Annotated in this window: 19 protein-coding genes; 8 read left to right on the plus strand and 11 right to left on the minus strand. The window is 72.1% G+C overall.

Going from position 1 to position 25576, the window contains the following annotated elements; translation table 11 throughout:
* Together Cco03nite_RS35250 and Cco03nite_RS35255 are read left to right on the plus strand one after the other, a co-directional pair.
* On the plus strand, positions 1–498 hold a 498-nt coding region (locus Cco03nite_RS35250; RefSeq protein ID WP_203698286.1), incomplete at its 5' end, for a carbohydrate ABC transporter permease.
* Between the two features lie 29 nt (positions 499–527).
* Positions 528–1889 (plus strand): GH1 family beta-glucosidase, encoded by a 1362-nt coding sequence (locus Cco03nite_RS35255; RefSeq protein WP_203698324.1) that lies wholly within the window; start codon positions 528–530, stop codon positions 1887–1889.
* 208 nt (positions 1890–2097) lie between these two features.
* Here Cco03nite_RS35255 and Cco03nite_RS35260 read toward each other — a convergent pair whose 3' ends face one another.
* The 6 genes from Cco03nite_RS35260 to Cco03nite_RS35285 form a co-directional block, all read right to left on the minus strand.
* Positions 2098–3108: a WD40 repeat domain-containing protein gene (locus Cco03nite_RS35260; RefSeq protein ID WP_203698288.1), complete on the minus strand. Its 1011-nt coding sequence runs from the start codon at positions 3106–3108 to the stop codon at positions 2098–2100.
* A 230-nt stretch (positions 3109–3338) separates the two neighbouring features.
* Complete coding sequence (locus Cco03nite_RS35265; protein WP_203698290.1) at positions 3339–5087, minus strand: MFS transporter; 1749 nt, start codon at positions 5085–5087, stop codon at positions 3339–3341.
* A gap of 169 nt (positions 5088–5256) precedes the next feature.
* Entirely contained in the window at positions 5257–5706 is a 450-nt protein-coding gene (locus tag Cco03nite_RS35270) for a MarR family transcriptional regulator (protein ID WP_239167916.1), read from the minus strand.
* Between the two features lie 106 nt (positions 5707–5812).
* Entirely contained in the window at positions 5813–6583 is a 771-nt protein-coding gene (locus Cco03nite_RS35275) for a hypothetical protein (protein ID WP_203698292.1), read from the minus strand.
* An 86-nt stretch (positions 6584–6669) separates the two neighbouring features.
* Complete coding sequence (locus Cco03nite_RS42655) at positions 6670–8136, minus strand: hypothetical protein (protein ID WP_239167917.1); 1467 nt, start codon at positions 8134–8136, stop codon at positions 6670–6672.
* Positions 8137–8442: 306 nt separating this feature from the next.
* Complete coding sequence (locus tag Cco03nite_RS35285; protein WP_203698294.1) at positions 8443–9099, minus strand: TetR/AcrR family transcriptional regulator; 657 nt, start codon at positions 9097–9099, stop codon at positions 8443–8445.
* A 140-nt stretch (positions 9100–9239) separates the two neighbouring features.
* On the opposite strand from Cco03nite_RS35285, the gene Cco03nite_RS35290 reads away from it, so the two are divergent.
* From Cco03nite_RS35290 to Cco03nite_RS35305, 4 genes are all read left to right on the plus strand, one after another.
* A complete protein-coding gene (locus Cco03nite_RS35290) occupies positions 9240–10094 on the plus strand; it encodes an NmrA family NAD(P)-binding protein (RefSeq protein WP_203698296.1) in 855 nt (284 codons plus the stop codon).
* Positions 10095–10428: 334 nt separating this feature from the next.
* A complete protein-coding gene (gene metH, locus Cco03nite_RS35295) occupies positions 10429–14043 on the plus strand; it encodes a methionine synthase (protein ID WP_239167918.1) in 3615 nt (1204 codons plus the stop codon).
* 178 nt (positions 14044–14221) lie between these two features.
* Positions 14222–14887, plus strand: coding sequence for a hypothetical protein (locus Cco03nite_RS35300; protein ID WP_239167919.1), 666 nt, complete (start codon positions 14222–14224; stop codon positions 14885–14887).
* On the plus strand, positions 14884–17325 hold the full coding sequence (locus Cco03nite_RS35305; protein ID WP_239167920.1) for an AAA family ATPase: 2442 nt from the start codon (positions 14884–14886) through the stop codon (positions 17323–17325). The genes Cco03nite_RS35300 and Cco03nite_RS35305 overlap by 4 nt, the downstream gene beginning before the upstream one ends.
* Before the next feature lie 70 nt (positions 17326–17395).
* Here the strand turns inward: Cco03nite_RS35305 and Cco03nite_RS35310 are convergent, their stop codons facing one another.
* Entirely contained in the window at positions 17396–19663 is a 2268-nt protein-coding gene (locus Cco03nite_RS35310) for an ATP-binding cassette domain-containing protein (RefSeq protein ID WP_239167921.1), read from the minus strand.
* A gap of 96 nt (positions 19664–19759) precedes the next feature.
* On the opposite strand from Cco03nite_RS35310, the gene Cco03nite_RS35315 reads away from it, so the two are divergent.
* Positions 19760–20500, plus strand: coding sequence for a TetR/AcrR family transcriptional regulator (locus Cco03nite_RS35315; protein WP_203698298.1), 741 nt, complete (start codon positions 19760–19762; stop codon positions 20498–20500).
* An 88-nt stretch (positions 20501–20588) separates the two neighbouring features.
* Here the strand turns inward: Cco03nite_RS35315 and hypF are convergent, their stop codons facing one another.
* The 3 genes from hypF to Cco03nite_RS35330 form a co-directional block, all read right to left on the minus strand.
* Positions 20589–22895 carry a carbamoyltransferase HypF gene (hypF, locus tag Cco03nite_RS35320; RefSeq protein WP_203698299.1) on the minus strand — a complete coding sequence of 769 codons (2307 nt, stop codon included), beginning with the start codon at positions 22893–22895 and terminating at the stop codon, positions 20589–20591.
* A 232-nt stretch (positions 22896–23127) separates the two neighbouring features.
* Entirely contained in the window at positions 23128–23832 is a 705-nt protein-coding gene (locus Cco03nite_RS35325; protein ID WP_203698300.1) for a hypothetical protein, read from the minus strand.
* Between the two features lie 55 nt (positions 23833–23887).
* Positions 23888–24382, minus strand: coding sequence for an SRPBCC family protein (locus Cco03nite_RS35330; protein WP_203698301.1), 495 nt, complete (start codon positions 24380–24382; stop codon positions 23888–23890).
* A gap of 227 nt (positions 24383–24609) precedes the next feature.
* Between Cco03nite_RS35330 and Cco03nite_RS35335 the strand changes: the two genes are divergently transcribed.
* Positions 24610–24993, plus strand: a complete 384-nt coding sequence (locus Cco03nite_RS35335; RefSeq protein WP_239167922.1) for a PRC-barrel domain containing protein — start codon at positions 24610–24612, stop codon at positions 24991–24993.
* Between the two features lie 60 nt (positions 24994–25053).
* Here the strand turns inward: Cco03nite_RS35335 and Cco03nite_RS35340 are convergent, their stop codons facing one another.
* Positions 25054–25554, minus strand: coding sequence for a hypothetical protein (locus tag Cco03nite_RS35340; RefSeq protein ID WP_203698302.1), 501 nt, complete (start codon positions 25552–25554; stop codon positions 25054–25056).
* Positions 25555–25576 lie beyond the last annotated feature (22 nt).

The following is a 25576-nucleotide window of genomic DNA, read 5'->3' on the forward strand; positions in this document are numbered from 1 at the left end:
GTCATCGCCACCATGATGGTCCCGACGCAGCTCGGCATCATCCCGCTCTACCTGCTCATGGCCAAGATCGAGTGGACCGGCACCATGTACGCCGTCGTCGCGCCCGGCCTGGTCACCGCGTTCGGCGTCTTCTTCATGACCCAGTTCCTGCGCGAGGCCGTGCCCAGCGAGCTGATCGAGGCCGCCCGCGTCGACGGCTGCCACACGTTCCGCATCTTCTGGCACGTGGTCCTGCCCGCGTCGAAACCGGCCGCGGCGGTGCTCGGCATGCTCACGTTCATGGGGGCCTGGAACGACTTCTTCTGGCCGCTCGTGGTCCTCACCCCCGAGGACCCGACAGTGCAGACCGCCCTGTCCACCCTGGCCAGCGGCTACATCCAGGACTACTCGCTGTCGCTGACCGGCACGGCCATCGCCACCGTGCCGCTGCTGGTCGTGTTCGCGCTGCTCGGCAAGTACATCATCGGAGGAATCATGCAGGGAGCGGTGAAGTCGTGACCGCAGTAGCACCCGACCGGCTGGAGGAGCTGTCCGGGCTCCGGTTCCCCGAGGGTTTCCGCTGGGGGGCGGCCACGGCGTCGTACCAGATCGAGGGAGCCGCCGCCGAGGACGGCCGCACGCCCTCCATCTGGGACACCTACGCCCGTACCCCGGGAAAGGTCTTCCAGGGGCACTCCGGTGACGTCGCCTGCGACCACTACCACCGCTACCGCGAAGACGTCGCCCTGATGAAGCAGCTCGGGCTCGGGACCTACCGGTTCTCGGTCGCCTGGCCGCGCATCAAACCCGACGGCTCCGGCCCGGTCAACTCGCGCGGCCTGGACTTCTACGACCGGCTCGTGGACGAGCTGCTCGACAAGGGCATCGACCCGATGGTCACCCTGTACCACTGGGACCTGCCGCAGGTCCTCGAGGACCGGGGCGGCTGGACCAACCGGGACACCAGCTACTACCTCGCCGACCTGGCCGCCGCGACGATCGCCCGGCTCGGGGACCGGGTGCGCACCTGGACCACGCTGAACGAGCCGTGGTGCTCGGCGTTCCTCGGCTACGGCAGCGGCGACCACGCCCCGGGCCGCCAGGACCCGGCCGCCGCGCTGTCGGCGGTGCACCACCTGCTGCTCGGGCACGGGCTGGCGGTGCAGGCGCTGCGGGCGGGCGGGGCCCGCGAGGTGTCGCTGACGCTCAACCTGGCCTGCGTACGCCCGGTCGACGCGAACGACCCGCACGACCTCGCCGCGGTGCGGCACATCGACGGGCTGCACAACCGGATCTTCCTGGATTCGACCCTGCGCGGCGGCTACCCGCAGGACATGCGGGCGCTGTTCGCCCGCTTCGGCGTCGACCGGCAGATCCTCGCCGGGGACGAGGGCGTGATCGCGTCGCCGATCGACCTGCTCGGGGTGAACTTCTACCAGCCGTCGCGGGTGCGGGCCGGGGTCGGCGTCGACTGCGGCCCGGCCAACCCGGGCAGCGAGGGCTGCGAGTACGTGCAGCAGGACCTGCCGGTCACCGCGATGGGCTGGCCGGTGGACGCGACCGCGCTGTACGAGCTGCTGATGCGGCTGGCCACGGACTACCCCGGCACCCCGATGATGATCACCGAGAACGGCGCGGCCTACCACGACGTGCTCGACGGGGACCGGGTCGCCGACACCGACCGCGTCGCGTTCCTCGACGGCCACCTGCGGGCCGTGCACGCGGCCCTGTCCGAGGGAGCCGACATGCGTGGATATCTTGCGTGGTCGCTGTTGGACAATTACGAGTGGGCATACGGTTACGACAAACGCTTCGGCATCGTGCATGTCGACTACGACACCCAGCGGCGCACTCCGAAGGACAGTGCCCGCTGGTTTGCCGGCGTCATCGGGCGCAACGGGCTCGTTTGATGTCGGTGGGGGCCGGGCGCGCCGCACGTGGAAAGGCGGCGCGCCCGGGTTGTCCCACCCCGTGACTCACGCCGGGGAGCCGAGCGGGGCTCCCCGGCGTGCCACCTCCCGGCCGCCGCCGTCCCCTTTGCCGCAACTCTTAAAGACTTGGGCCCACCGCACGCGCGGGAGGGCCCAAGTCTTTAAGAGTTGTGCAGGGGTGGGCCGGTCAGACCGGCCAGAGGCGGACGCGGTCGGCGCCGTCGGCGATCGCGACGGTGTGCCCGTCGGGGCTGACGGCGACGCCGGAGACCGCGCCCATCCGGCCGTCCGCGTCGCGGATCCAGCCGGGCAGCAGCGCGGCCTGCGCGTGGTCGGACAGCCGCCACAACCGCACCGTGCCGTCCCAGCCACCGCTGGCCACGGTCGCCCCGTCCGCGCTGTACGCCACCGCGTGCACCACCCCGTCGTGCCCGGACAGCACGTACGGCGCCGCCCCGCCCGCGACGTCCCAGATCCGCACCGTGCCGTCGTCACCGCCGCTGGCCAGCAGCCGGCCGCCCGGCGCGAACGCCAGATCCTGCACCGCCCCGTCGTGCCCGGTCAGCGACGCGGTCAGCCGGCCGGTGGCCACCTGCCACAGGCGGATCACGCCGTCCTTGCCCGCCGAGGCCAGGGTGGCCCCGTCGGGGCTGAACGCGACCGCGCCCACCCACTCGCTGTGCCCGGTCAGCACGGCGACGGTGCGGTTGCCGCCGACGCTCCACAGCCGGATCACGCCGTTGTGGCCCGCCCCGGCGAGCAGCGTGCCGTCGGGGCTGAAGGCCAGGTCCATGGGGATGCGGGCGTGCCCGGTCAGGGTGCCGGCGGGCCGGCCGGTGGCGGCGTCCCACAGCCGTACGCCGCCCTCGACGGGCGTCGCGAGCCGGCTGCCGTCGGGGCTGAACACCAGGTGGGAGATCGGTTCGAAGTCGCGTACCGGCATCGTGGCGACGGTCGCGCCGGTGGCGGTGTCGAACACGTGCAGCGCCCCGAAGCCGCCCACGGCATACCGGGCGCCGTCCGGACTGAACGCCACGGTGGTGGCCAGGCCGCCGACGGCCACGCAGCGGATGGGTGCGGCGCAGCTCGGCGCGGGTCCGGGCGAGTCCAGCGGCAGGCCGCACGCCGTGGGGAGTGCGAGCGCCAGCAGGAGCGCCGCGGCCCGCGCCGCCCCGGGCACGTTGCGGTACGCCGTCATGCCCACACGGTAGGCCGGTGGGCGGCCCGGGATAAGCGCCGATCGGCCCACCACGAGCAACCGTCCGTGTGGGACGCGGCGGCGGCTGCCCTGCTCCACGTTCGCCTCCGGCTGAGCGGGCTGCGCGGGCTCGGGCCGGACCGCACCTGCCGGGCGATAACGCCGGCGTGGATCACCGCCCGACGAAACGGTCCTGCGGGCTCGGCGAGCCAATCGGCCGGTCCGTCGGGTCAGCGGTGTGCGGGCTCGGTGACGGGCACCGGGTTCAGCGGCTGCGCGCCGTACAGCTCGTCGAGGACCTCCTCGGCGTCCGGCTCCCCGGCGGCCGCCCGGCGGCGCGGCCCGGCCAGCGAGGCCGCTGCCCCGAGCACGCCCATCACGATGGCCAGCCAGAACACGATGACCAGCCCGTCGTGGAACGGGCCGGAGATCAGGTCGGGGAAGAACTGGCGGTCGGTCAGCGCGGCGGCGTTCGCGGCGGGCAGCGCGCCGAGCACCTGCGGGCCGAGCAGCTCCTGGATCGGGTTGTAGCCCAGGAACGCGGCGAACAGGGTGCCGACCGGCGGCAGCTGCGAAACGGCGTGCGCGGCCCCGGCCGGCACCCCCTGGGCGGTGAGCCCCGCGTCCAGCGCCGTCGGCAGCGAGCGGGCCAGCCCCGCCACCATCAGCGAGAAGAACACGCCGATCGACAGCACCATGCCCGCGTTCTGGAACGTGGCCCGCATACCCGAGGCGACGCCGCGCAGGTGCGCCGGCACGCTGGACATGATCAGCGAGGTGTTCGGCGCGGAGAACAGGCCGCCGCCGAAGCCGTTGAGGAACACCAGCGCGGCGAACACGCCGTAGTGGAAATCGGTCGGCACCAGCAGCAGCGCGGCGAACGACGCCGACATCAGCAGCAGGCCGCCCGCCGCGAACCGCCTCGGCCCGAAGCGGTCCGACAGCGCCCCGGACAGCGGCCCGGCGGCCAGGAAGCCGACGGTCAGCGGCAGCAGGTAGATGCCCGCCCACAGCGGCGTCGCCGCGTAGTCGTAGCCGTGCAGCGGCAGCCAGATGCCCTGCAACCAGATGATCAGCATGAACTGCAGGCCGCCCCGGGCGATCGAGCCCAGCAGGCTGGCCACGTTGCCGCCGGTGAACGCCGCGACGCGGAACAGGTGCAGCGGGAACATCGGCTCGGCGACCCGGGTCTCGACCAGGCCGAACAGCGCCAGCAGCACCGCGCCGCCGGCCAGCCCGGCGATGATCCACGGGTTGGTCCAGCCCATGGGGTGGCCGCCGTACGGCTGGATGCCGTACGTGATCGCCGCCAGCAGCATGGTCAGGCCCGCGGCGAAGGTGATGTTGCCCCACCAGTCGATGCGGCCGGGGCGGCGCTCGCCGTTGTCGCGCAGCGAGCGGTACGCCCACACGGTGCCGGCCGCCGCGATCGGCACGTTGACCCAGAAGATCGAGCGCCAGTTCCACTCGGCCAGCAGCCCGCCCAGCACCAGGCCGATGAACGAGCCCGCGATGGCGGCCACCACGTTGATGCCCAGCGCCGTGCCGCGCTGGCGGGCCGGGAACGCGTCGGTGATGATCGCGGCGGAGTTCGCCATCAGCATCGCGCCGCCGACGGCCTGCACCACCCGCCAGCCGATCAGCCAGAGCGCGCCCGCGCCGCCGGTGAACGGGTCCAGGGCGAGCACCACCGAGGTGACCGCGAAGATCGCGAAGCCGAGGTTGTAGATGCGTACCCGGCCGTAGATGTCGCCCAGCCTGCCCAGGGTGACCACCAGCACGGCCGTCACCAGCATGTAGCCCATCAGCATCCACAGCAGGTAGCCGACGTTGCCGGGCTGCAGCGGGTTGAGGCCCACGCCGTTGAAGATCGCCGGGAGGGAGATCAGCACGATCGACGAGTTGATCGTCGCGATCAGCATGCCGAGCGTGGTGTTGGACAGGGCGACCCACTTGTAGCGGGACTCGTGGCTGTTCATGAGGCGCGCCTTCGGCTGTCGGAACGGGGTGCGGCGGTTGCCGGTGCTGCTCGGGCGTCGATGGCCGGCGGGTCGGTTTCGGTCTCCGGGCCGGGGCTTCGGGCCGGTCGGTGTCGCCGGGTGCGTCGTGACCTGGGCGGCCGTTGCCGGGGTCAGGACGGGGTGGGAGTCAGGCCGTGGCCGCGTGGTCGGCGAGGCGGCCGAGCGCGGGCAGCGCCGCCTCGATGGCGGCGCGGTCGGCGGCGTCGAGCTGGGCCAGGAGCGCGGCGACGCGTTCGGCGCGTACGTCGCGGCGGTGGCGGAGCAGGTCGCGCCCGGCCTGGGTGATCTCCACGAGGACGACGCGGCGGTCGGCCGGGTCGGCGGTGCGGGCGGCGAGCGCGTCGCGTTCCAGCCGGGTGACGATCTGGGTCATCGCGGGTTGGGTGACGCCCTCGCGTACCGCCAGGTCGGTGAGCCGCCGCGGCCCCTCGCGCTCCAGGGTGGCGAGGGTCGCGGCGGCGCTGAGACTGATGCCGGGCGGGCTCAGCCGCCGCAGCGCGGCGAACAGCCGCTGGATGGTCAGTGCCAGGTCATGCCGGGCGGTGTCCGCTGACGGCGGAGCCGGTGTCGTCGCCACCTCGCCAACATATCACGCACTTATAGAAGTTGCTTATGTAACCCGCGTGCCCGACGGAGCGCACCACCGCGTCCACCCGCCGCCCCGGCCAGTCATCGACGTTGGCCTATCTCGTTGACTTTGATCGCGCCTTTTTCGCCGGGATAGGCCAGCGTCTATCGGGGCCACGCGTCGGCGGCACACCGCGACGTCCGCGCGACCGCGTCAGGCCGATGACGCCGACCGCCACTGCGGCCAGTCCCGCCAGCAGCGCCGCGAGCAGCCCGAACGGCGGTCCGTCGCCGGACCGGCCGGCCGCGGCCGTCGTCGCGCCCGGATCAGCGGGCACAGCACAGGAGATCGTCTGCGGCACCCCGTCCGTGGCGACCTGTACCCGCGCGGTGCAGTAGGCGACTCCCGGCGCCGCGACGTCCACGGTCACCGTCCACTCACCTGCGGCCAGCGCACCAGGCAGGGGCAGCGAGGCCGGGTCGTGGGGCAGCGGCCGCAGTGCCGTGACCGGCACCGTCGCGCCCGTGTCGCTGCTCGCCGACAGCATCGCCAGCCCCGGCTGGTCGACGGGATGGCCGTCGTCCCAGGCCAGGGTGAGCCACACCGACCCGCGCCCGTCGTGATGCAGCGTGGGCAGCACACCCCGGTGCGCGGCCGCCGGATCGGCGTACCCGAGCGCGACCCCTACGGTCGCGGCCACCATGGCCACCGCCGCGACCAGCCGACGCACCGCGATCGAGTGCCGCCACCCGACCGGGTCACGCGACTCGACCGGGCCACGCGACTCGACCGGGCCACGTGACTCGACCAGCCGACGTGACTCGGCCGGGCTACGCGGCTCGACGGGGCGAAGCCACCCGGCCCGCCCGTGAACCTTCGCTCGCACCCGCATCCTCCCTGCTCAGAACCCCCGAGTGGTAAGGAAGGGCACCCTCCGCACCAATAGCGTTAAGAAGGTGCCCTTCCTTTCCATCAGGCGGTGACTTTTACTTCGAGGAGGCCTACGGAGCCTTGGCCGCTGTTGAGGACGACGCGTAGGCGGGTGGTGCTGACGGAGGTGAAGGTCACGCGGTTGTACTGGTTGAGGGCTACGGGGTAGCCGCTGGCGCCCGCGACGGCGACGTACGCGGTGCCGTTCCAGTACTGGAGGCCCCACGAGGCGGGTACACGTACGCCGCCGTTGTCGTCGAAGAAGTAGACGTCGGCGACGCGTACCGTCTGGGCCGTGGACCAGGTCAGTTGCGCCCACTGCTGGCCGGTGTTGGGCCAGGTGCCCCAGCGGCGGTTGACGGTGTCGTTCGAGGACGGCGGGTCGATGCCGTCGTTGATCGCCAGGACGCTCTCCCAGGATGACGTGTAGGAGGCGCCGGCCGTCGCGGACAGGGCGAGGTTGGTGACCGGTGGCGGGTTCGTGCCGCCGCCCTTGATCAGGAACAGGTTGTCGGCGACGTTGTAGTACGTCGCCAGGTAGCTGCCCGCGGGCGGGTTGGTGTGGTAGTAGTCGTCGTGGTTGCAGTCCAGCCGCTGGTCCAGAGCCTGGCTGGGGCACGAGTAGCGCAGCACCACGTTCGGGCCGTCCTTGTAGCACATGACGTCGTACTCGTCGACGCAGTGCGCGGCGCCGGAGGCGTTGGGGGCGTTGTTGTTCACCGCGCCGAGCGTGTGCCCGAGCTCGTGCGCGGCGACCCCGGCGGTCCAGCAGCCGTTGTCGGCGCGGGCGTACTCCGGACCGGTGTTGGACCGGTTGGCGTCGCTCTTGCGGGTGTCCCCGGCGAAGCCGCCGATGCCGCAGTAGATGTTCGCGTCGACGAACTGCAGGTACTTGCGGTCGGTGCGGGCGTAGCCGGCCGCCTTGACAGCGTTGAGCAGCGGGGCCCAGTCGTTGGCGTTGAGCGCCGAGTCCGGGATCTGCACGTCGCGCACGACCGGGCGGCACGCGCCGTTGACGCTCTCGGTCACGTAGCGGACGTGCCGCTCGCCGCCGGTGGCCTTGGCGCTCTCGTTGAAGATGACGTCGACCTGCTCGGCGAGCTGCCGGAACGTCTCCAGGTACTGGCTGTAGCGGCTGGTGCTGCCGCGTACGTACAGCACCTCGACGCGGCGGCCGGACGTGCCGTCGCCCTCGCAGACCGCGAGCGCGGACGGGGCGGCGGCCTGCGCCTGCAGCGGCGCGATGGAGCGGCTGACCGACAGCCCGGCCGGGGCCGGGTCGGGGCCGTGCGTGCACATCGTGGAGGTGATGCCGACGACGCGGTACATGCCGGCGCACGCGCCGGTGCGCTCGGCGGCCAGTCCGGTGTAGACCATGCCGGCTTGGACGGCCGGGGCGGCGCCGTCCTGCGCGCCGGCCGGGGCGGCCGAGGCGGGGGCGGCGGCGCTGAGGGCCAGCAGGGTCACCACGATGACCGGCCATCGGCGGCGGGTGGGGGAGGGGTGCATCTGCGTCCTTTCGGCGAGCGCGTCCGGGCGACGCGCATCGGCGGAAACGGGAAGCGGGCACGGTGAAACCGTCACCGTGCGTGTGGTACGCGGCAGGCGGTGAGCTGCCACCGAGCGATCGACCGAAGACGATCTAAAACGCTTTCGGTCTATTCAGACAGAGGGTCTGATCGATGTCAACGGCATGCATACAGGCAAATTCGGCCATGCCGTATCACCTGCGCCCGCAACGCTTTCGGAATGTGCCGAAATCATTTCGGCGACCGTCGATGTCCCCGGCAAGCCATGCGGACACGGAGAGTGACGTCACCGCACCGAATCGCCGCTGAAGCGCCGTCCGCGCTCGCGCATGGCGTCCACCACCCGGTCCACGCCGGGGCTCGGCGGCGCGGGCGTACGGCCGGGGGCGCGCAACCCGTCGAGGGTGTACGCGAGCTGCCGCCGCCACGCGTCCGGCGCCGCCTCGGCGGTGCGCTCGATCAGCCCGGCGTTCGCCATCAGGATCAGCACCACGTCCTCGTGCCGGAAGTCCGCGCGCAGCTCGCCGGCCGCCTGCGCGCGCTCGATGAGCCGCTGCAGCCCCTGGTATGCGCGGTCGTGCAGCGCGTCGAGCCCCGGCACGCCGGACACGGCGGCGGTGAGCAGGTCGGACGTCGCCCGGCACCGCGACTGCACCCCGCACAGGTAGACCAGGTGGTCGTGGAAGGCCGTCCAGGCGTCCGGCTGGTACGCGGCGTGTTCGGCGGTCAGGACGATCTCGTCGAGCGTCTCGGCGTACACGGCGGAGATCAGGTCCCGGCGGGTGGGGAAGTGCCGGTAGAGCGTGGCGTTGCCCAGCGCCGCCCGGCGCGCGATCTCATCGAGCGGGGCGTCCAGCCCGCGCTCGCTGAACGCGGCCAGCGCCGCCTCGATCAGCCGGCGGCGGTTGCGCTCGGCGTCGGCGCGGGGGGCGTGGGTGGCCATGCCGTCCAGCATAGCGAAATGGGGATCGGTCCCCGCTTGTGCTACGGTCGGAGGCAACCGGGGAGCTGTCCCCGTTTTGTGAAGACCCTTCGCGGCCTGGGTGACTGTGCCCGGCGCCGCCATGCCGTGTGGGAGAGAACATGTCGATCGTGATCAGTGGGGCCACCGGGCAGCTCGGGCGGCTCGTGGTGGCCGCGCTGCTGGACCGGGGCGTTCCGGCCGAGCAGATCGTGGCCGGGGCGCGCGACGAGAGCCGGCTCGCCGACCTCGCCGCCCGTGGCGTACGGGTCGCCCGCTTCGACTACGACGACCCGGCGAGCCTGCCGGCGGCGCTGACCGAGGGCGACACCCTGCTGCTGGTCTCGGGCAGCGAGGTCGGCCGGCGGGTCGCCCAGCACCAGGCCGTGATCGCGGCCGCCAGGGCCGCCGGGGTGGCCCGCCTGGCGTACACCAGCGTCCTGAACGCGGCCGACTCCCCGCTCCCGGTCGCGCCCGACCATGTCGCGACCGAGCGGGCGATCCGCGCCTCGGGCCTGCCGTTCACCCTCCTGCGCAACGGCTGGTACACCGAGAACTACGCGCCCGCGCTGGTCCAGGCGCGCGCCGCCGGTGTGGTGCTGTCCAGCGCCGGCGACGGCCGGGTCGCCAGCGCGACGCGCGCCGACTACGCCGCCGCCACCGCCGCCGCGCTGACCGGCGACGGCCACGAGGGCGCGGTCTACGAGCTGTCCGGTGACCGCGCCTGGGACTTCGACGAGCTGGCCGCCGCGTTCGCGACCGTGCTCGGCCGCGACGTGGTCTACCGGCGCGTCTCGTCCGACGAGCACCTGAAGCTGCTCACCGAGGCGGGCCTCGACGCCGGTACGGCCGGATTCCTGGTGGCCGTGGACCGTGACATCGCCGACGGCGCGCTCGCTCTGACCACCGGAGACCTGTCCCGCCTGGCCGGTCGCCCCACCACCGCGCTGGTGGACGCCCTGCGCCCGCTCGCCTGACCGGGAACGAGGAACGCCTCCGGCGGTGTTGTGCTCGCCGGAGGCGTTCTTCCGCATCGTGGGACGGCGTTCAAGATCGTCGGACTTGCCTGGCAGGTGGGCGAATTGCCGATCAAGATACGCCCAGGTGCCTGGCAAGTCGGATGATCGAGGGCGAACGGCCGTCCGCGTCCCGCAGACCGGGACGCGGGCGGTGCCGTGATCGCGGGCGCGGAGCGCGGACGGTAAACTTCGTGTTCAGGTCGAGAGGCGCTGCAACGGGCACAGCCCGCCACGCTCGGCTGGATCCACCGTTGCAAGGGCGCCTCCGAGAGTTCTTTCGGAGGTGTTCGCGTTGAGCCGGTCTTCTTCCCCCGCCACCCGCGTGCAGGAGCTGCGCAAGCTGCTCGACGAGCGGATCGTGGTGCTCGACGGCGCGTGGGGCACCATGCTGCAGAACGCCCGCCTGACGCCCGAGGACTACCGCGGCGACCGCTTCGGCGACCACCCGCAGGACGTCACCGGCAACCCGGACGTGCTCATCCTGACCCGGCCCGACCTGATCCTCGACGTGCACCGGCGCTACCTCGCCGCGGGCGCGGACATCACCTCCACGAACACCTTCACCGCGACCGGCATCGCGCAGTCCGACTACGGCCTGCAGGCGTACGCGCGCGAGATGAACCTGCGCGGCGCGCAGCTGGCCCGGCAGGCCGCCGACGAGTTCGGCGGGCGCTTCGTGGCCGGCTCGGTCGGCCCGCTCAACGTCACCCTGTCGCTGTCCCCGCGCGTGGACGACCCGTCCTACCGGACCGTCTCCTACGACCAGGTCTTCGACACGTACGCCGAGCAGATCGCAGCGCTCGCCGAGGGCGGCGTGGACATCCTGCTCATCGAGACGATCTTCGACACCCTGAACGCCAAGGCCGCCATCGCCGCGGCCCGCGCGGTCGCGCCCGAGCTGCCGCTGTGGATCTCGGTGACCATCGTCGACCTGTCCGGCCGCACCCTGTCCGGGCAGACCGTCGAGGCGTTCTGGCGTTCGATCGAGCGGGCGAATCCGCTGGCCGTCGGCGTGAACTGCTCGCTGGGCGCGACCGAGATGCGCCCGCACGTCGAGGAGCTGTCCCGCCTCGCCGGGGTCTACGTCGCCAGCCACCCCAACGCGGGCCTGCCCAACGCGTTCGGCGGCTACGACCAGACGCCGGAGGAGACCGGCGCGCTGCTCGGCGAGTTCGCGACCGCGGGCCTGGTCAACATCGCGGGCGGCTGCTGCGGCACCACGCCCGAGCACATCGCGCAGGTCGCGGCAGCCGTCAAGGGCCTGCCGCCGCGCGAGGTGCCGCAGCTGCCGAAGGCGACCCGGTTCAGCGGCCTGGAGCCGTTCGCGATCGGCCCGGACACCGGCTTCGTCATGATCGGCGAGCGCACCAACGTGACCGGCTCGGCGAAGTTCCGCCGCCTCATCGAGGCCGACGACCACCAGGGCGCCGTCGCCGTGGCGCTGGACCAGGTGCGCGGCGGGGCCAACCTGCTCGACGTGAACATGGACGCCGACCTGCTCGACAGCGAGCTGGCGATGACCACGTTCCTCAACCTGATCGCGACCGAGCCCGAGGTGGCCCGCATCCCGATCATGGTGGACAGCTCGAAGTGGTCCGTGCTCGAAGCCGGCCTCAAGTGCGTGCAGGGCAAGGGCGTGGTCAACTCGATCAGCCTCAAGGAGGGCGAGGAGGTCTTCCTCGACCAGGCCCGGCGCATCCAGGGCTACGGCGCGGGCGTGGTGGTGATGGCCTTCGACGAGCAGGGCCAGGCCGACACCGTCGAGCGCAAGGTCGAGATCTGCGGGCGGGCGTACGACCTGCTGACGCAGCAGGCCGGCTTCGCCGCCGAGGACATCGTCTTCGACCCGAACGTGCTGGCCGTGGCCACCGGCATCGCCGAGCACAACGGCTACGCCAAGGCGTTCATCGACGCGCTGCCGCTGATCAAGGCGCGCTGCCCCGGGGCGCGCACCAGCGGCGGCATCTCCAACCTGTCGTTCTCGTTCCGCGGCAACGACGTGGTCCGCGAGGCGATGCACTCGGCGTTCCTGCTGCACGCGGTGCGTGCGGGCCTGGACATGGGCATCGTGAACGCGGGCCAGCTCGCGGTGTACGAGGACATCCCGACCGAGCTGCGTGACCTCGTCGAGGACGTGCTCTTCGACCGCCGTCCCGATGCCACCGACCGGCTCGTCGCGTACGCGGGCACCGTCAGCGGCGAGGCGACCAAGCGCGTCGCCGACCTGTCGTGGCGGGAGGCCCCGGTCGCGCAGCGGCTGTCGCACGCGCTGGTCCACGGCATCGTGGACTTCATCGAGGAGGACACCGAGCAGGCCCGGCAGTCGGCCGCCCGGCCGCTGGAGGTCATCGAGGGCCCGCTGATGGACGGCATGAAGGTCGTCGGCGACCTGTTCGGCTCGGGCAAGATGTTCCTGCCGCAGGTGGTCAAGAGCGCCCGGGTGATGAAGCGCGCGGTGGCCTACCTGGAGCCGTACATGGAGGCCGAGAAGGAGCAGGCCCGCCGCGAGGGCAAGGTCGAGACCCAGCGTGGCCAGGGCAAGGTCGTGCTCGCCACGGTCAAGGGCGATGTGCACGACATCGGCAAGAACATCGTCGGCGTGGTGCTCGGCTGCAACAACTACGAGGTCATCGACCTCGGCGTGATGGTGCCCGCGGCGAAGATCCTGGACACCGCGGTCGCCGAGGGCGCGGACGTGATCGGCCTGTCCGGGCTGATCACCCCGTCGCTGGACGAGATGGTCTCGGTCGCGCAGGAGATGCAGCGGCGCGGGCTGAAGCTGCCGCTGCTGATCGGCGGGGCCACCACGTCCCGGCAGCACACGGCGGTGCGCATCGCCCCGGCGTACGAGTCGGCGACCGTGCACGTGCTCGACGCCTCCCGCGTCGTCGGCGTCGTGTCGCAGCTCCTCGACCCCGCCAAGGCCGAGGAGCTGGCCGAGCACAACCGGGCCGAGCAGGCGCGGCTGCGCGACGAGCACGCCAACAAGACCCGCCAGCCGCTGCTGACCCTGGCCGAGGCCCGCGCCAACGCCGAGCGGCCCGACTTCACCGCGCTGCCCGTGCCCGCCTTCACCGGCCTGCGCGAGGTGACGCCGAGCCTGGCCGAGCTGCGCGAGATGATCGACTGGCAGTTCCTGTTCCTGGCCTGGGAGCTCAAGGGCAAGTACCCGGCGATCCTGGAGCGGCCGCAGGCCCGGGAGCTGTTCGACGACGCGAACGCGATGCTCGACCAGATCATCGCGGACGGCTCGCTGCGCGCGCAGGGCGTGTACGGCTTCTGGCCCGCCCACGCCGAGGGCGACGACATCGTCATCGAGGGCGAAGGCCGGATGCCGATGCTGCGCCAGCAGACCGTCAAGCCCGCCGGGCGGCCCAACCGCTGCCTGTCCGACTACCTCGCCCCGGCCGGCGACCACCTCGGCGGGTTCGCCGTCGCCATCCACGGCGCGGACGAGCTGGCCGCGAAGTACGAGGCCGAGCACGACGACTACCGGGCCATCATGGTCAAGGCGCTGGCCGACCGGCTCGCCGAGGCGTTCGCCGAGCACCTGCACCTGCAGGCGCGGCGCGACTGGTACGAGCCCGACGCCGACCCGGCGATCGAGGACCTGCACGCCGAGCGTTTCCGGGGCATCCGGCCCGCGTTCGGCTACCCGGCCACGCCCGACCACACCCTCAAGCGGGAGCTGTTCGACCTGCTCGGCGCGGAGAAGATCGGCATGGGCCTGACCGAGTCGTACGCGATGACCCCGGCGGCGGCCGTCAGCGGCCTCCTGCTCGCGCACCCGGACTCGCGCTACTTCACCGTCGGCCGCATCGGCCGCGACCAGCTGGCGGATTACGCCGACCGGCGCGGCGCCGAGCTCGCCGACGCCGAACGCTGGCTGCGCCCCAACCTCACCTGACCGTAAGGACCCGGCACGCCAGGAAGATAATTAGGCACATATGTCGATCGCGCCATCGGTTGTGCGGCCGACATTGCCGACTGGGCAGCCATTCTGATCGCCGACACGCCGCCGCCATACTCCTTACAGGACAGCCCGACGGCGGTGGGGGCGAGTCATGGCGGACAGGCGGCAGGCAGTGGGAAAGCGGGCGGCGCTGGCCGCCCTCCTCACGACGGTGGCGCTCGTGCTGGGCGGGTGCGGCGCGCCGGAGTTCGACTACGTCAAGAACGCCGACGACGGCGTTTACTTCAAGGTCCCGCACGGCTGGCAGCGCATCGAGCATGAGGCGATGGACTGGATGCTGTCCGGCGAGGACCCCGACTCGGTGGCCGCGGCGGCGCGGCGGGAGCGGATCTGGTCGGTCGGCTACGACGCGTCGATCGTCCCGCAGCCGCTGCACCTGTTCCTCGGCACCGGCGACGAGCCATTCGTGTACGCGATGGTGCGCCGGCTGTCCGAGAACGAGATCAACGCGGTTTCCCTGAACGGGGCCCGTGACCTGCTGCTCCCGGTCACCGACTCGGCCCGCGCGGACAACGCGCAGAACCCGGTGTTCCAGGGCTTCGAGCTGGTCTCCGACGAGATCCTGCCGGCCGACGGCTCGGTCCGCGGGGTGCGCTCGGTCTTCAACTACAGCCCCGGCGGCGGCTCGCTGCAGACGTTCGACCAGACCGTCTACGTCGACGACGCCGGGCGGCGGCTGTACCAGTTCATCGTGCGCTGCTCGGCCTCGTGCTACCGCGCGCGGGCGGCGGAACTCGACGTGCTGGTGCAGTCCTTCACGGTGAGGAGCGTGGCATGAGCGAGCGAGCCATGAGCGACGTGTCTGCCGAGCCGGTCGAGGGCCTGCGCCCGCCGGGCGAGCCCGCGCGGGTCGAGGAGCGGCGCAAGCGCAAGAAGCTGCCGTTCTGGGACCGGATCAAGTTCCTGTTCCTGTTCGCCGTCGCCTGGCTGGTGCTGGTGTGGGCGGAGATGGCCGATTTCCCGGGCGGCATGCCGTTCATCGAGGCGACGCGCATCCACCTGGTGGAATCGCGCTGGCTGCTGATCCTGGCCGGGGTCGAGCTGCTGCGCCAGGTGCACTTCCTGGTCAGCGAGCACTGGGCCGGATACCACCGGTTCTGGAGCCACCGGGTGTTCGGCGGCTTCGAGCGGCTGTCCCGGCGGCGGCTGTCCGACTGGACCAGGTTCCGGCTGGCCCGGATCCTCAAGTGGGTGTTCTGGATCGTGGTGTTCGCCTTCGTGGCGGGCGCGGTGCTGGACACCTCGCCGGTGCTGGCCCTGTTCCAGGCCCCGGCGATCCTGTGGGCGCTGATGCCGTTCGTGCTGCAGATGGTGTTCCTGCTGTTCGTCGTCGTCATGCAGTTCGTGGCCATCTTCTGGTTCCTGTCCCGGGGCGGCGTCGAGGTGTACTACCCCGACGACATCAAGACCCGGTTCACCGACGTGTGGGGCCAGGACCACGTGCTGGCCCGGGTGCGGGAGAACATCGTCTTCCTGGAGCAGCCCGACGCGATCGAGGCCAAGGGCGGCTACGTGCCGTCCGGCCTGCTGCTGTGGGGCCCGCCGGGCACCGGCAAGACGCTGATGGCGGAGGCGGTGGCGGGGGAGACCGGCAAGCCGTACGTATTCGTCGACCCCGGCGCGTTCACCAACATGTTCATGGGCGTCGGCATCCTCAAGGTGAAGTCGCTGTTCCGCAAGCTGCGCAAGCTGGCGCTGCGGTACGGCGGCGTGATCGTGTTCTTCGACGAGGCCGACTCGCTCGGCAGCCGCGGCCAGCTCGCCCAGGGCGGCCCCGGTTTCCCGCGCGGCATGACCCCGGCGTTCGCCACCGGCCCCGGCTGCCACGGCTTCGGCTGGCTGTCCCCGGCGACGCAGTGGCGGCTGGCCAGGCAGTCCGCGGCCGAGCCGGCTCCCGCGCCGGTGCGGCGCAGCCGGTTCGTGATGGGCGCGGGCATGAACAACGGTGGGGGTATGGGCACCTTGCAGGCCCTGCTCACCGAGCTGTCCGGGCTGAAGAAGCCGCGCGGCTTCGTCAACCGGTTCGTGCGCCGCGCGCTGGGCATGCGCCCGAAGCCGCCGCCGCGGTACCGCATCCTGGTGATGATGGCGACCAACCTGCCGGAGGCGCTCGACGAGGCGCTGCTGCGGCCGGGGCGCATCGACCGTATCTACAAGGTCGGCTACCCGAGCAAGGCCGGCCGGGTCCGCACCTACGAGGGCTATCTGGGCAAGGTGCGCCACGAGCTGACCGCCGCCGAGATCGACAAGCTCGCGACGATCACGCCGTACGCCACCGGCGCGACCATCAAGGACCTGATCAACGAGGCGCTGATCACCGCGATCCGGGACGGGCGCGAGGTCATCGCCTGGCGCGACGTGATGCGGGCCAAGCAGCTCAAGGAACTCGGGCCGCCCGAGGACGTCGAGTACATCGAGCGGGAACGGCACGCCGTCGCGGTGCACGAGGCCTGCCACGCCGTGATCGCGTACCGGACCCGGCACCACATGGAGATCGACATCGCCACCATCGAGAAGGGCAGCGACTACCTCGGCATGGTGGCCAGCATCCCGCCCGAGGACCAGTTCACCCGCTGGCGCACCGAGTACGAGGCCGACATCTGCGTGTCGCTGGCCTCGCTCGCGGGGGAGCGCATGTTCTTCGGCGGGGACAGCTCGTCCGGCGTCTCCGGCGACCTGGAGTCGGCGACGACGGTCGCGTCGTTCATGGAGGGCTTCTGGGGCATGGGCGGCACCGTGTCGTCGTACTCCACCGCCAAGCGCCTGGAGGTCGGCGCGCCCGGCGGCGGCCAGGGCGGCCGGCGCAAGAAGGGCCAGGACACCGAGGCCGAGGTACGCCACGCCCTGGCCGACCGGATCGAGGACATGCTCGGCGACCTGCTCGCCCGCACGGCGGAACTGCTCGCACAGCACCGCCGCGACGTGCTCGCCCTGGCCCACGCCCTGGAGACCCACAAGACCCTCACCGGCGACGACGTCGTCGCCGTCCTCGAAGGACGGTCGGGTCCGGTGGTGGACGGCACCCTGTACCGCTCCGAGGAGTTCCTCGCCGAACTCGACGCGTACCACGAAGCCGCCGCGGCGGCCCACCTCGGCCACAGCCGCGTGACCATGGCCCTGCCCGCCGCCCCGGTGCCCGCGGTCGCTGTGGCAGAACCGACCGCGCCCGCCGAGGAACCTCCTCCTCCCGAGCCCCCCACCCAGCCGCAGCCCTGACCGCGAAAGGAAGGGCACCTTCTACACGGACGTCCGTTATGAAGGTGCCCTTCCTTCGCCTTTCAGCTGATCAGCTGAGGTGGGTGCGGAGGTGGGTGGCAGTCAGGGAGTGGGCGTCGGTGAGCAGGTCGTGGGGTGTGCCCGCGAAGACGATCCGGCCGCCGTCGTGGCCCGCGCCGGGGCCCATGTCGATGATCCAGTCGGCGCGGGAGATGACGTCGAGGTTGTGCTCGATGACGATGACCGTGCTGCCGCCGTCGACGAGGCGGTCGAGCAGGCCGATCAGGTTGTCGACGTCGTTCATGTGCAGGCCCGTGGTGGGCTCGTCGAGCACGTAGATGCGTGACGAGTTGCCCAGTTCGGTGGCGAGTTTGAGGCGCTGGCGCTCGCCGCCGGACAGGGTGTCCAGGGACTGGCCCAGGGTGAGGTAGCCCAGGCCGACGTCGACCAGGGCGGTCATCGTCGGCTTGATGGCCTTCTCGGTGAAGAACGACGCCGCCTCGGTGATCTGCATGCGCAGGACGTCGCTGATGTTCTGGCCGCGCAGGGTGTGCTCCAGGACCTCGGGCAGGAAGCGCCGGCCGTCGCAGGCCTCGCAGGTGCTCACCACCGGGTCCATGAAGGCCAGGTCGGTGTACAGCAGGCCGATGCCCTGGCACTGCGGGCAGGCGCCCTTGGAGTTGGCGCTGAACAGGGCCGCGTTGACGCCGTTGGCCTTGGCGAACGCCTTGCGGATCGGGTCGAGCACCCCGGTGTAGGTGGCCGGGGTGGAGCGCTTCGAGCCGCGGATCGGCCGCTGGTCGATGAAGATCGCGTCCGGGTGGTGCCGGGGCAGGCAGCCCTGGATGAGCGGGCTCTTGCCGGACCCGGCCACACCGGTGACCACGGTCAGCACACCCTGCGGGATGGACGCGGTGACGTCCTTGAGGTTGTGCAGCGCCGCGTCCTTGATGACCAGCTTGCCGGTGGCGGTACGCACGGTCGGCTTCAGTGCCTGGTGGCGGCTGAGGTGCTCGCCGGTGAGCGTGCCGGAGGCGGCCAGCCCGGCCAGGTCCCCGGCGTAGACGACCTGCCCGCCGTCGCGGCCGGCGCGCGGGCCCATGTCCACCACGTGGTCGGCGATGGCGATGACCGAGGGCCGGTGCTCGACGACGAGCACGGTGTTGCCCTTGTCGCGCAGGCGTACCAGCAGCTCGTTGAGGCGGTGCACGTCGTGCGGGTGCAGCCCGACGCTCGGCTCGTCGAACACGTACGTCATGTCGGTGAGGCTGGAGCCGAGGTGGCGGACCATCTTCACCCGCTGCGACTCGCCGCCGGACAGGGTGGCGCTGGGCCGGTTGAGGCTGAGGTAGCCGAGCCCGATGTGGGTCAGGTTGTCGAGCCGGGCGGCCAGCGAGTTCAGCATCGGGGCCAGGGTGGGCGCGTCGACGCCGCGGATGAATCCGGCGAGGTCGGCGACCTCCATCGCGGCGCACTCGGCGATGTTGCGGCCGTCGATCCGGCAGGCCAGCGCGGCGGCGTTGAGCCGGGCTCCGCCGCAGGCCGGGCAGGCCGAACGGGTGGCGATGCGCTCGATCGCGGCCCGGATGTGCGGGGCCGTGGTCTCGGTCTGCTTGGTCAGGTAAAGGCGCTTGAACTTGGGCACCAGGCCCTCGTACGTGGAGTTCATGCTGCCCGCCGGGGTGGCCAGCTTGACCTTCGCCTCGGGCAGGTACATCAGCCGGTGCCACTCGTCGGCGGTGTAGTCGCGCAGCTTCTTGTCGTTGTCGAAGAAGCCGGACTGCGTGATGATCGCCCAGAACCAGCTGTCCACGTTGAAGCCGGACAGCAGGATCGCTCCCTCGTTGAGCGATTTGTCGCGCTCGACGATGGCGTCCTCGTCGATCGCGGCGACGTCGCCGAGGCCCTCGCAGTCCGGGCACATGCCGCCGGGGTCGTTGAACGACAGCACCCCCGGGTTGGCCACCGCGGGCGAGCCGAGCCGGGCGAAGATCAGCCGGAGCATCGAGTACGCGTCGGTGACCGTGCCGACCGTGGACCGGGAGTTCCCGCCCAGGCGCTTCTGGTCGACGATGATCGCGGCGGACAGGTTCTCCAGCGAGTCCACGTCCGGCTGGCCGTAGCCGGGCAGCAGCGACTGCAGGAACGCCGTGTAGGTCTCGTTGATCAGACGCTGCGACTCGGCGGCGATGGTGTCGAACACCAGCGACGACTTGCCCGAACCGGACACGCCCGTGAAGAGTGTGATCTTACGCTTCGGGATGTCGAGACTGATGTCCTTGAGGTTGTTCTCGCGGGCTCCGCGTACCTGGATGAAGCCGTAGTCAGCAGTGGTCACGGGCAGACCTCCGGGATCGGGTCGTGGGGGCGGCTCGCAAGCGTAGCCTGTACCGTACGACGTACGCCAACTGATAAGGCGAGGTGGAGTGTTCCCGTGAGCGCCAAAAGTGACCCAGGTCGCAGTCTCGCGCTGCTGTGGGGCTCGCACACCCGGCCCGGCCGGTCGGGCCTGACGGTCCGCGCGATCGTCGACGCCGCGATCGAGCTCGCCGACGCCGAGGGCCTGGAGGCGGCCACCATGCGCCGGGTCGCCGACAAGATCGGTTCCGGGACCATGTCGCTCTACACCCACGTGCCCGGCAAGGCCGAACTCAACGACCTCATGGTCGACACGGTGCTCGGCGAGCTGTACAACGGCGTCGACGACCCGTCCGGGCGCGGCGGCTGGCGGGAGGGCCTGCGCTACGTCGCCGAGCGCAACTGGGACGTCGGCCTGCGCCACCTGTGGCTGCTCGACGCCACCGGCGGCCGCCCAACCCTGGGCCCGAACGCCGTCCTCAAGTACGAGGCCGAGCTCCGGGTGCTGGACGGCATCGGCCTGACCGACCTGCAGATGGACTCCGTGCTCACCCTCGTGCTGACCCACGTCGAAGGCGTCGCCCGCAGCCACGCCGGCCTGGTCCGCGCCCAGCGCGAATCCGGCCTGGACGAGCAGGAGTGGTGGCGCGCCACCGCCCCCGTCCTGGAGCGCGTCATGGCCGGCCACGACTTTCCGGTCGCCGGCCGCGTCGGCGAGGCCAGCAGCCAGGTCTACCAGGCCTCCGCCGACCCCGCCCACGCCTTCGCCTTCGGCCTCGACGTCATCCTCGACGGCGTCCAGCGCCTCATGAAGTAAGCAAGGTCAAGAGCAAGGAAGGGCACCTTCCACAACGCATAGCGATGTGAAGGTGCCCTTCCTCACGCTGCGAGGCCGGGAGCGCAGGTCAGCGGCGGTCGCGGGCTCCGGCGACGGCCACCTGGCCGAGGCTGATGCCGCCGTCGTTCGGGGGGACCTGGCGGTGGGTGAGCACCTGGAAGCCGGACAGGGTCAGGCCGTCCAGGGTCCGGCCGAGCAGCAGCGTGTTCTGGAAGACGCCGCCGGACAGCGCCACGGTGTGCAGGCCGTGCCGCTCGCGTACCAGTAGGCACGCGTTCACGATCAGGTCGGCGACTCCGGCGTGGAACCGGGCGGCGATCTCCGGCACCGGCACCCCGTCCAGCCGGTCCGCGAGCACCGCGCGGACCAGGTCGGCGCCGCTCAGCGACAGCACCGCGTCCTCCGCGATCTCCGCCGGATAGCCCGTGACCTCGCCGCGCCGCGCCGCCTGCTCCAGCTCGACGGCGGCCTGGCCCTCGTAGGTGACCTCGTCGCGCAGGTCCAGCAGCGCCGCGACCGCGTCGAAGAGCCGTCCCGCGCTGGAGGTCAGCGGCGCGTTCACGCCCGCCCGCGCGGCGTCGCGCAGCGGCGACCAGGCCGCCGCGTGCCGCGCCGCCACCGGCAGCGCGGGCGGCTCGCCGCCGAGCGCGTCCAGGTAGGACAGCGCCATCCGCCAGGGTTCGCGCACCGCCGCCGCGCCGCCGGGCATCGGCACCGCGGCCAGATGACCCGCCCGGGTGTACGCCGCCAGATCCGCCACCAGGATCTCGCCGCCCCACAGCGTGCCGTCGTCGCCGTAACCGAGCCCGTCGAAGGCGACCCCGATCACCGCCTCCTGCTCCCCGTGCTCGGCCAGGCACGACGCGATGTGCGCGTGATGGTGCTGCACCCCGACCAGCTCGACCCCCTCCCGCTCCTGCGCGTACGCCGTCGACGGGTAGTCCGGGTGCAGGTCGTGCGCGAGCAGTTCGGGCGTGATCCCCAGCAGCCGCTCCAGATGCCCGACGCCCTCGGTGTACGACCGCAGCGTCGCCGCGTTCGCCAGGTCGCCGATGTGGTGCGACAGCGTCGCGAACTCGCCCCGGGCCAGGCAGAACGTGTTCTTCAGGGCGGCCCCGCAGCCGAGCACCGGCCGGCGCAGCTTGACCGGCAGCCGTACCGGCCGCGGCACGTACCCGCGCGAGCGGCGCAGCAGCATCGGCGAGCCGCGTACCACCCGCGCCACCGAGTCGTCGGTGCGCAGGTGGATCGGCCGGTCGTGGGTCAGCGCGACGTCGGCGATGCCGGTCAGCCGGGCCATCGCGTCGTCGTCGCGGTAGGCGATCGGCTCGTCGGAGGAGTTGCCGCTGGTCATCACGAGCGGGCGGACGATCGTGGCGAGCAGCAGGTGGTGCAGCGGCATGTACGGCAGCAGCACGCCCAGCTCGCGGCAGCCCGGTGCGACCGCCTCGGCGATCCGGTGCGCCGGATGGCGGGTGCGGCGGGGGAGCAGCACGATCGGCCGGGCCGGGTGGCGCAGCAGGCGCGCCGCGGCGGGTTCCACCTCAGCGATCCCGGCCGCCTCGGCGAGGTCGGCCACCATCAGCGCGAACGGCTTGTCCTCGCGGTGCTTGGCGGCGCGCAGCCGGGCGGCGGCCTCGGGATGCGTGGCGTCGACGGCCAGGTGGTATCCGCCCAGGCCTTTGATCGCGACGACGGCCCCGGCGCGCAGCAGCCGCGCCGTCGCGGCGACCGGGTCGGCCCCCTCGGCGAGCACCGTGCTGCCGTCCATGCTCAGCAGGCTGAGCCGCGGCCCGCAGGCCGGGCAGCACACGGGCTGGGCGTGGAAGCGCCGGTCGGCCGGGTCGGCGTACTCCTCGGCGCAGTCGTCGCACATGGCGAACCCGGCCATGGTCGTGTTCGGCCGGTCGTAGGGCACGTCGCGCACGATCGTGAACCGGGGACCGCAGTGGGTGCAGTTCGTGAACGCGTACCCCTGCCGGCGGCCGCCCCCGCCGGTGGTCTCGGCCAGGCAGGCTTCGCAGGTCGCGGCGTCCGGGGTGACCTGCGCGGCGGGCGGGCCGGACGCGTCGCTGGGCACGACGGCGAAGCCGGGCGCGCCGGTGACCGGCAGCGGTGCGGCGGTCATCGAGTCGATCACGGACAGCGGCGGGCGTTCCAGGTCCAGCGCGCACAGGAACGCGTCCAGCGCCGACCGCGGCCCCTCGGCCTCGATGAACACGCCCTCGGTGTCGTTGCCGACGTGTCCGTGCAGGTGCAGCCGTTGCGCGAGGGTGTACACGAACGGCCGGAACCCCACCCCCTGGACGACCCCGGCGACTCGTACCGCCAGTCGCTCGTGGGAGGCTTCGTCGGAAATCACCCCGTATGCCATGAGATGATTCTGCGGCTCAGGACCCCGAAAACCGGCGGACCCGCCCGGCCGGGCCTGCCCGCAAGTTCGCCGGGAGCCGTCAGCGATCGCGGGGGACGGCATCAGGCCATGATCGGTCCCCGGCCACCGGGCCCGCAACGGAGAATGCCGCCCGCGTACCGCAGCCGGGTTCGTTCCGGCGTTGTGGCACGCCAGGCCGCCGGGGCGGACGGACGGCGCCGGCGCTCCGGATTCAGCCGAGGCGCTCGACGGCCACCGGGATCAGGCCGTGGGCGCGGGCCAGCTGCCGCAGGTCGCGCAGCAGCGCGGGCACCGCGGTGGCGGGCCCGTCGCGCAGGGACGCGGTCAGGTCGACGGCCCAGCCGAGGCCCGGCCCGACCCGGCGCAGCTCCCAGCTCAGCTCGTGCCCGTCCACCTCGCGGCGGGCGCGCCCGACGAGGCGGCCGGTCGGGTCGGCGGCCGGTTCGACCGGCTCCAGCCGCCACCACAGCCGCAGGCACTGCAGCCCGTGCCGGTCCAGGTCGCCCGCGAACAGGATCCGGTAAACGTGCCGGTCCCGGAAGCCGGGCGGTGCCTGCGCCGGGCCGAGCCGCAGCAGCGGGGCCGAGGGCAGCGGCAGGAAGTCGCCGAAACGGGCTCGCAGCCACACTTCGTCCGGCAGGTCGCCGCCGCCGAGCTCGCGCAGCGCGGTCTCGGCGGTGCCCGCGTCGACCGCGCGCACCCGCCCGCGCAGCCGCTCGTCGGCCCGCAGGTCCCGGCTGAGCGCCGGGGCGCACTGCCAGGAGCCGCCGGTCGCCGTCCAGGAAACGTTGTCGACGCCGATGGCGGTGCCGTCGTCGCGCAGCACCAGCTCCTCGACGACGACCGCCGCCGGGCGGGCGGACTCGTCGGCGGCGAGCAGGTAGTAGTCCAGCTGCCTGGGCGGCGGGAGGGGCATGTGCAGATGATGCACCCTGCCGGGCGGATCCGGGTATCGCGACCCGCCCCGGCTGTCAGTGCCGGGCGACGCGCTCCAGCCGTACCTCGGCCAGCGCCCGCGCGTCGTAGGTGTTCTCGCGGTTCTCGGCGAAGTCGGCCAGCCGGTTCAGCGCCTCCTTGTTGCGCCCGTGCAGCAGCAGGTCGTTGAGCTTGTTGCGGACCGCGAGCAGCGGGCCGCGGGTGAAGTCCTCGACGAGCGTGACCAGTGTCGACGACGCGTCCAGGCGGACCAGGCGGAAGTCCGCGACCGCCTCGCCGAGCGGCCACATCCGCGCCCGCATCACCAGCCGGTACGGCGCTTCGCAGCGCACCACGTGGGTGACGTCGGCGGTCGACAGCGGCCAGGGGCCGACCTTGTGGTGCAGCCTGCTGCCGAGGGCGGGCCAGGAGGAGTCGACGTCCCTGATGTGCGCGGTGCCGACGACCCAGTCCGCGTACGTCCAGCCGTCGGCGAGGACGGCGAAGACGCGTTCGGGCGAGGCCGCGATGACGCGCTCGGTTCGTGCCATGCGCTGCTCGTACCCTGCCCGAGGACGAACTATGCATACCACCCATATGCTGCTAGCGGCCGTCCGTGATCCACCGACCTGCCTGGCAATCGTGGGTATCTTGACCGCTCGTTCGCCCAGGTGCCGGGCAAGTCGGGTGATCATCGGCGGCGGTGGGCGGGTTAGCCGGGCCGTGGAGCGGGTAGGCGGTCGTCGTCAGCACCAGTCCGAACGAGGAGGAGGAGAACATGACTGCCATGAACCCGATCCCCTGGGACCCGTGGAGCTACAGCGCGGACCTCGACTACAAGACGACCGACGAGGGCGGCGACCGCTCGATCGCCGGTTTCCACGTCGAGGCCGTCGACGGCGGTATCGGCAAGATCGATGAAGCGACCGGGGTCGTCGGCTCCAGCTACATCGTGGTCGACACCGGTCCGTGGATCTTCGGCAGCAAGCGGATGCTTCCCGCGGGAGTCGTGAACAACATCGACTGGATCGAGGAGAAGGTGTTCGTCAACCGCTCGAAGGCCGAGATCAAGGACGCTCCGGAGTACGACCCGGACCGTCGCGACGAATCGCTGTACCGCGATCAGGTCGGCACGTACTACGCCGACCGCGAACGTCGGTGACGATGTGAACAGGACGGGCCCCGGCGTTCGCGCCGGGGCCCGTCCTCGTCCGCGCCCGGCTCAGCCGTGCCACCGCTCGGGCAGGGCGGCCTCGCACAGGCAGCACGTGTAGTCGCCGTCCTTGACCAGGTTCAGTTCCGCGCAGGCCGAGCAGCGGCGGAACTCGAACGCGGCGGTGAACCCGTCCGGGTGGGCGATCCCGGCGCGGTCGAGCGCCGCGGCCACCGCCGGCCACGACGCCGGTTCGGGGGCGTACCCGGTGGACTGGTTGCTGACCTCGGCGACGGCCCAGCCCGTGGCCGTGCGCCGTAACGACAGCTCGCCCGCGCTCAGCACGTCACGGCCGCCCGCGCAGGCGACGTGCTCGCTGCGCCGGTCGGCCGCGAGCAGCCGGCCCGCCGCGTCGACGACGTAGGTGAAAGGCTCGCCGCCGACCTGCGCCGCCCACGCCTGCACCGCCGGTGCCGAGTCCAGCGGACGGCCGAGGTGTCCGGGACGGACGGCCGCGAGCAGTTCGGGCGGGCCGAGGTAGCGGTACAGCCGGGCGGCAGCGTGATCCACCCCCGCAGTGTGCGCGCCGCCG

This window comes from Catellatospora coxensis, from assembly GCF_016862635.1.
In the GTDB taxonomy this organism is placed as follows: domain Bacteria; phylum Actinomycetota; class Actinomycetes; order Mycobacteriales; family Micromonosporaceae; genus Catellatospora; species Catellatospora coxensis.